Consider the following 7359-nt stretch of genomic DNA (forward strand, 5'->3'; position numbering starts at 1 on the left):
AATGGGGCTAAAGCCCCACGAGGCGCTTTTCCTCCCCGCGCTAAAGCGACGGGGATTCCAAGCTACCGAAAGTTTTACTTGAGTTTCTTCAGGGGAACCTCCGGCGTGGGGTTCCTGAAGTGCCACCCAGTTCTGGAAGGCGAACCGCACCATACCAATCGCAAGACCATTTCCCCAGTTATCTCTTATGCGATTATCAATTTTAGTAGTCGATGACGATCTGGCTACCCGTCTGGCGATTAGCGATTACTTAGAGGCGTTGGGGTATGCGGCGATCGCTGCCAATAACGGTCAAGAAGCGCTTTCTTTACTGGTGCAGTACCAACCTCAACTCATTGTAGCGGATATTTTGATGCCGGAGATGGATGGGTACGAATTGGTGCGCCGCGTTCGCCAAAAACCGGAGTTCCGCTTGCTACCGGTGATTTTTCTGTCGGCACGTACCAAAACGGAAGAACGCATTCGCGGTTACGAGTTGGGATGCGATATTTATTTGCCCAAACCTTTCGATTTGGAAGAGTTAGGGGTGGTGGTGCGTAGTTTGTTGGAACGCTATACGCTGATGTCGCAGGCTTCTCAAATGGCTCATTTAGAAGAGGGACATTCCCCTTCTACTACTCATGTGGCTACTGGTCAATCTCATGAATCCGAGTCTGGAGAAGGTTCCCAACGGGAAGCTATCTCCCCTTCCCAATCGGTAAATGGTTCTTTGGAAAATGGTTGCCACCTCAGCGATCGCGAACGTCAGGTCCTCGCTTTGTTGGTGGAAGGACTCTCCAATCCCCAAATTGGCGATCGCTTGTATTTAAGTCCCCGCACCATTGAAAAATACGTCAGCAGCTTGCTCCGCAAAACCAATACCAGCAAGCGTGCCGAGTTGGTGCGTTTTGCCCTTCAGCAACATTTAATCGATTGATGGGAAAAAATTGACAAGGAGAAGATTCTGGGAGATAATTATATCTATATGAAATGAGTACAAAATTCCATAATTTGATTTCGGTGCACGGGGAAAGAAAAAATTTTTCTCTCTGCCCGAGGCGGGGAAACTATTTTTCTAAGGACGTTTCGCTCAAACATCCAAGCATGACAATTATAAAAATTATTTTTTCGCAGCTTAGATGTTTGGGATAAAGGCGTCCAAAAAACCTCCCCTTTTTTATGGCGAAATGAAATCACCCTATGTCCACTCTTATTATCCGCCAACTGGGGTTTTTTGTCAACCCCCAAACCATTTTCATATCCATAGAGATTTAGATAGAATTGCCCAAACCTTCCAGGGGAGAGGAAGCCAAAACCGGTTCCGTGGCCATCAGATAATCGAGCAAGCCATTGCTAGCATCCCAAAGCAAGTCAATTACCAAATCAAAGCCATCGGGGCCGCCGTAATAGGGGTCGGGAACTTCGCGCCGGGAGCGATCGCGGCAAAAATCGCACATCATGCGAATCTTCCCTCGATATTCACCGCGGCGGTCTAAAGAAAGCAAAAATTCGTAATTTTCCCGATCCATAGCCACAATCAGGTCGAACGCCTGCAGGTCTGCCTCACCAACAGGACGTGCTTTTCCCGATATGGGAATTCCCCGGCGGTTAGCAGCGAAGACCATGCGGGGGTCGGGAGATTTTCCCGTGTGGTAGTCGAGCACCCCAGCGGAGTCACAAAAAATGCGATCGCTGAGTTGGCGTTCCCGCAGCAGGTAGTTGGTAATATTCTCTGCCGCCGGCGATCGGCAAATATTGCCCAAGCAAACAAATAAAATCCCGTAGGGATTGGTAGTAGGGGTAGGTTGAACCAGAGAATTTGACATGATGAGATAGGGAAGACAGACAGATCGTATTAAACTAGAAAATTAGTATAGATGGAGACAGTAGCGAAGAACCGCCCCAGGATCTAAAATCCTATTTAAGCATAATAGCAACGATTTCGTTTCATCTGGTGCCAAATTGGGCGCTTTCCTTCTACGCTAGAACCAGCGATGCAATCAAAACTCCTTGTCAGATGCCAGATTTACCTTTTGTAACGCTGCTAACGGATTTTGGCGATCGCGATCCTTACGTAGGGGTCATGAAAGGGGTAATGGCGCAAATTTGCCCCCAGCTGCATTTCATCGACCTAACCCACGAAATTCCCCCGCAGAATTTAGCGGCAGCCAGATTTTCTTTAGCCAATGCCTTTCCTTATTTTCCTCCCCACACCATCCACCTCGCCGTGGTTGACCCGGGAGTAGGAAGCAACCGCCGTTCGGTTGCCATCGAACTGGAAAACGGCTATTTAATTGGACCAGATAATGGGATTTTGGGAGGCGTTTTTTCCCAATATCCCATTGTGACAGCTGTGGAACTGAACAATCCCGATTATTGGCGAACCGCATCCCCCAGCCATACATTCCACGGTCGGGATATTTTTTCGCCGGCAGCCGCTTACCTCGCCAATGGGGTTCCGATGGGGGAATTGGGAACCGCCATCGACCCCCATACGTTGGTGGATCTGGATTTACCGGAGTGCGAAGCCAACGACAGCGGCTATCTCGGATCGGTGCAATATTGCGATCGCTTTGGCAATTTGGTAACCAACATCCCTGGCAGTTATGTAGCGGGGAAAAGCTGGCATGCGGTGATTGCCAACCGACATTTAGCCAGCCATCAAAAATACAACGACGTGGCTGTTGGGGAACTGCTGGCGTTGGTTGGCAGCCACGGCTGGGTAGAAATTGCCGCCAATCAAGGCAGTGCAGCAGCACAGTTGCCCCAGTCTTGGGGAGCTGAGGTACAAATTATTTTATCGGCAACAGGTTAGGCAACTACAAGTGTATGCAGACAGGACAATTTTGTAGCTTTTTCATGGGAAAATGGACCGAGACACCATCGCGTATGCCATGGCAACGTCCAAAAGGTTACAAAAAATGTTTGACAAAAAAGTGATTTTGTGGTATAGAAAGGCTTCTTAACTGCTGGCACCCAGCTTGAGGCTATTTCTATAAAATAATGCCAGAAATTACTTTCTAAAACTTCCTGCTTTAACAGGGCGTGGGGGCAACGCGATCGCTGTATTGAGAAAATGATGTCAGAGCAAATCGTACCGCGAAGACCCAAGAAATTTCGCCACCTAAAACCTGTAGTTTGCTTCAGTCTCTTCTATGTCAAATGTGATTTGTATGTATCGAATTTCCTATGAGAAGCCAAAATAACACTCTAAAAATCGGACTTTAATACTATCACGATTTTTGGGAGAAGCATCAGAAATTTGGCGATCGCGCCATCGAGCCAAATCAAGAACAAATACATTAACAAACATCCCGTTTTGTAGAAAAATCCTGGAAAGTTGATTCAGAAAAATTTCAACTGTTGCTCCCATCGCGATCGCGATTTCCATCCTTGATAGCAGCAACTTTTCAACAGCCATTCATCCTTCGTTTTTTTGTAGCTTTTTTTGTAGCCTACGGCTAGGGTTCTTACCCATCAGCGAAGGGATAGGTCATCAACTTGGTTGCTACGAACTCCGGAAATATCGTAGTAGCAACCGCAGTTGGCTTGTAGGATAGAAAAACCTGCCAACCAGCATCTGTGCGGCAAACATAAAAACATCATAAAAATCAACTCCGCGTCATTGCTTAGAGAAATCGGCTATTTAGCGGATGTAGCTAAGGGGAACTACCGAATATAGTCAAAATTGAAGCTTGTATTTATCTCCTATGTTGCGTTTAACTCGCTACTTCTCCATCACCAGCTCGATCGCCTTTGCGATGGCGACAATTTTTTTGGGAAGCTTCTATCGCAAACAAGCATTTGAGGGATTGATTGACCTAGGAGAAAGCAAAAACGTGGCTTTAACCAAAAGTTTTGCCAACTCCGTGTTTGCAGACTTCCAACCATTTTTAGAATCCACCGAAAAATTAAGCGATGCCGAAATTGCCAAACATCCCGAAACCCAAAGACTGCAACAAACCATCGAAAAAATGATGGCAGACACTGCCGTGATGAAAATCAAAATCGTAACGCCAGACGGCAGAGTCGTTTTTTCCAGCCAAGCTGCAGAAATTGGGGAAGATAAAAGCCAAGATGGTGGATTTTTAGCAGCCAAACTCGGTCGCGTGGAAAGCGAACTCGACAGCCGCGACGAATTCCAAGCCTTTCGCCATACCCTGCGCGATCGCAGTTTGATTTCCACCTACATTCCCATTTACAATACCAACGGACCGGGAAATCAACTAGAAAACCTAGAAGGGGTTTTTGAACTGTATAGCGATGTTACCCCCTTCGTCAGCCAACTGGAAAAAACCCAAACGCGCATTTTGGGGGGAGCGTTGGTCATTTTAACGTTTCTCTATATTATTCTTTTATACATTATCAAACGCGCCGATCGCATTTTACACCGTCAGGAAAAAGCCAGGGAACAAGCGGAACGAGAACTGCAAGCTTCCGAATTAGCAGCCAGAAACCAAGCCATCGAACTGGAAAACACCCTGCGGGAACTGCAAGAAACCCAAGCCAAACTGGTACAGCAAGAAAAAATGTCCAGCTTGGGACAATTGGTAGCAGGAATTGCCCACGAAATCAACAACCCCGTTAATTTCATCTCGGGAAATATTACCTGCGCGCAAGAATACATCCAAGACTTGGTACATATTCTTGCTTTATATCGCCAGGAACTTTCCCAACCCAGCCAAGACCTAGAAGCAGCCATCGAACATGCCGAGTTGGAATTTTTGCTAGAAGACCTACCCAACCTCCTCAATTCCATGCAAATCGGTAGCAAACGCATTCAAGATATTGTGATCTCGTTACGAACCTTTTCGCGGTTGGATGAGTCGGAAACCAAAGAAGCAGATATTCACGAATGCATCGATAGCACGTTAATGATTTTACAGCATCGGTTAAAAGGCAAACCCCACCATCGGGAAATTCAAATTATCAAACAATACGATAAAATTTCTCCCATCGACTGCTATCCCTCTCAGCTAAATCAAGTCTTTATGAACCTACTTGCCAATGCCATCGATGCCGTGGAAGATAGCAAATGCCAGCATACCGCCGACAACCCGCCGCAAATTACCATTCAAACGGAATTATTGGATAGCGATCGCATTGGCATCCGCATCCGCGACAATGGAGTAGGCATTCCCGAAAGCATCCACACCAAAGTGTTCGATCCCTTTTTCACCACCAAACCCGTCGGCAAAGGCACCGGTTTGGGATTGTCTATTTCCTATAAAATTATTGTAGAAAAGCACAACGGTACGATGGTTTGCCAATCCCAACCCAACCAGGGAACAGAATTTACCATCGAACTTCCCCGCCGCCTGTGTGAAGATACCAACGTCACCAAACTGCAAGTTCCATCAACCCCAGCCAAACAGCAGCCATCTTCGCCGGTAACGGTTCTCCCTTCAAAGCCAGAAATGCCATCTGCCTACCCGGCGGTTTAAAATACAAAATATCAGGCGGAACCAAACTGAGGGGTAACGAAACAAAATATGCAGTCTGTTCAAGAAGAACCAAAAGTTTATCAAGGTCAATTTGGCGAATATACCATTACAGATGAAGACCGTCGGGAAGTGTGGGTTTACCGCTTTAGCCTGACCGTTGCTGCTGTCTGCGTGGTGGCGGCAACGGGGTTGGTTGCTTGGCAGGGGGAAGCCGCCGTTGCTTGGCTAACACCGATATACAGTATTTTTTGTTTGGCTTTGGGAGTTAGCTTGTTGACCATTCATATTTATATGGCGATTCTCCATCGGGTTTTGCAGGTCTTTTGGGGAGTTGGAACCCTAAGTTCCCTGGCTTTGGCATTGCAAACCCAAGAACCTTTGGCATTAGCGGTTTACCAACATCCCAATTGGTTATGGGGGATTGGCTTTCTCTTTGCTGCTTTAACGGGAATTTATTTTAAAGAAGCTTTTTGTTTTGACCGCGTGGAAACTAAATTTTTGACCGCGTTGTTGCCGCTGTTGGTTTCCGGTCATTTGTTTGGCTTTCTCTCGCCGCAGCCTGCCATCGTGTTGCTAAGCCTGTGGTCGGTTTTGTTTGCGATTTTTGCTTTCCGGAAATTTTTCCAACCTGCTAGCTGCGATATTGGCGATAAAAGTGTTTTTGCCTATTTGAGAGGGGAGTTGGAAGCTTAGCCAAACCACCAAATTTCATGAGTGAGGTGGTTGGCCATATTCCCATCTTCCCATTTGTAGTATTGTATTGGTAGGGGGAAATTGCGATCGCGCTGTCTGGCTGGGGAATTGGGGATGTCGGATTCTCCGAATTGTATGCCAAGACCAGAAAAATTTGTTTTTTTCCCCTATTTTTTTGTCAATGCCATCTTGAATTTATGGTTTTGCCGAAGATCCAATCCCACAAGATTTCTCAAGTTCGATATTTGCTGCTTTTGCCAATTGGGATTACTTTGGTTTTTCTATTGTTTTTTATGGGAAGCAGCTGGAATTTTTATCAAGATTTAGAAGAAGTGGAAACTCGGGATTTAAAAATTCAGCAACTCATCGGTCGTATTGTATATTTAGATGAAGTACTGACCATGTCAACGCGAATGGCAGCGGCAACGGGGGATTGGCAGTGGCAGCGGCGATATCAAACATACGAATCCCAGTTAGAAGAAGCGATCGCAACAGCTACTGAAATTGTACCTAGTGCTTACGCCGGCGAAGAAGTTGCCAAAACCGAAGCTGCCAACCAGCAATTGCTAGAAATGGAAAGGCAAGCTTTTCGTTTTCTAGAGAACAACCAACCCCAAAAAGCACAGCAGTTGCTAACCAGCGAAGCCTATCAAAGGCAAAAAGAACAATATTCCCAAGGTATGGCAACCATCCGCGAGCGCATGCAGGCAACAATCCAACAATCCCTTGCCAGCAAAAAACAACAAATCACCAACACCATTTGGGGAATTGGTATTGGGGTGGTCGTGGCGATGCTGGGTTGGGGATGGATCTCTCGCATTTTAAACCAATCTATTACCGGGATTCGCTATACTGGAAACAGCATACGGGAAGTTGGCGATCGCATTCTGCAAGCCGTCGGCGAGGGGGAGGATTTGGCACAGGAACAATCTTCTGCAGTCAGCGAAACGGCTACCACCCTGGAAGAACTTTCCCATTCCTCCCAACAAACTGCCAAAAAAGCAGAAAGCGTTGCCGAAACAGCCAATCGCGTCTTGGATATGGCGGAAAATGGCACCCAACTGGTGGAAGAAACCCTCACCAGCATCGAACAGTTGCAGCAACAAGTGGAAAGCACTGCCAAGGGGATGGAACAGCTAAGCAATCGCGCGCAGGAAATTGTTGACACTCTCACGAATAGAATTCGTGAGATTCTCGCTTCATCGGGTGTGCCTAGATAGATTCGCTATGCTAACCCATCCCC

Annotated in this window: 6 protein-coding genes; 5 read left to right on the plus strand and 1 reads right to left on the minus strand. The window is 46.7% G+C overall.

Translation table 11 applies throughout. From position 1 onward, the window contains the following. Positions 1-187: 187 nt before the first annotated feature. Complete coding sequence (locus AS151_RS00380; protein ID WP_071515095.1) at positions 188-916, plus strand: DNA-binding response regulator; 729 nt, start codon at positions 188-190, stop codon at positions 914-916. Between the two features lie 334 nt (positions 917-1250). Here the strand turns inward: AS151_RS00380 and AS151_RS00385 are convergent, their stop codons facing one another. Further along, positions 1251-1805 (minus strand): low molecular weight protein-tyrosine-phosphatase, encoded by a 555-nt coding sequence (locus AS151_RS00385; protein ID WP_071515096.1) that lies wholly within the window; start codon positions 1803-1805, stop codon positions 1251-1253. 191 nt (positions 1806-1996) lie between these two features. Here AS151_RS00385 and AS151_RS00390 point away from each other — a divergent pair, with 191 nt between their 5' ends. From AS151_RS00390 to AS151_RS00410, 4 genes are all read left to right on the plus strand, one after another. Then, positions 1997-2794, plus strand: coding sequence for an SAM-dependent chlorinase/fluorinase (locus AS151_RS00390; RefSeq protein WP_071515097.1), 798 nt, complete (start codon positions 1997-1999; stop codon positions 2792-2794). Between the two features lie 895 nt (positions 2795-3689). Further along, entirely contained in the window at positions 3690-5423 is a 1734-nt protein-coding gene (locus AS151_RS00400) for an ATP-binding protein (RefSeq protein WP_071515099.1), read from the plus strand. A 48-nt stretch (positions 5424-5471) separates the two neighbouring features. After that, a complete protein-coding gene (locus AS151_RS00405) occupies positions 5472-6116 on the plus strand; it encodes a DUF2301 domain-containing membrane protein (protein ID WP_071515100.1) in 645 nt (214 codons plus the stop codon). A 293-nt stretch (positions 6117-6409) separates the two neighbouring features. Next, a complete protein-coding gene (locus AS151_RS00410; protein WP_139240420.1) occupies positions 6410-7336 on the plus strand; it encodes a hypothetical protein in 927 nt (308 codons plus the stop codon). Positions 7337-7359 lie beyond the last annotated feature (23 nt).

Source organism: Geitlerinema sp. PCC 9228 (assembly GCF_001870905.1).
Classification (GTDB): domain Bacteria; phylum Cyanobacteriota; class Cyanobacteriia; order Cyanobacteriales; family PCC-9228; genus PCC-9228.

Coding starts and splice junctions, on each gene's coding strand:
- AS151_RS00380 (WP_071515095.1), top strand. CDS start 188: ATGCGATTATCAATTTTAGTAGTCGATGACGATCTGGCTACCCGTCTG.
- AS151_RS00385 (WP_071515096.1), bottom strand. CDS start 1,805: ATGTCAAATTCTCTGGTTCAACCTACCCCTACTACCAATCCCTACGGG.
- AS151_RS00390 (WP_071515097.1), top strand. CDS start 1,997: ATGCCAGATTTACCTTTTGTAACGCTGCTAACGGATTTTGGCGATCGC.
- AS151_RS00400 (WP_071515099.1), top strand. CDS start 3,690: ATGTTGCGTTTAACTCGCTACTTCTCCATCACCAGCTCGATCGCCTTT.
- AS151_RS00405 (WP_071515100.1), top strand. CDS start 5,472: ATGCAGTCTGTTCAAGAAGAACCAAAAGTTTATCAAGGTCAATTTGGC.
- AS151_RS00410 (WP_139240420.1), top strand. CDS start 6,410: ATGGGAAGCAGCTGGAATTTTTATCAAGATTTAGAAGAAGTGGAAACT.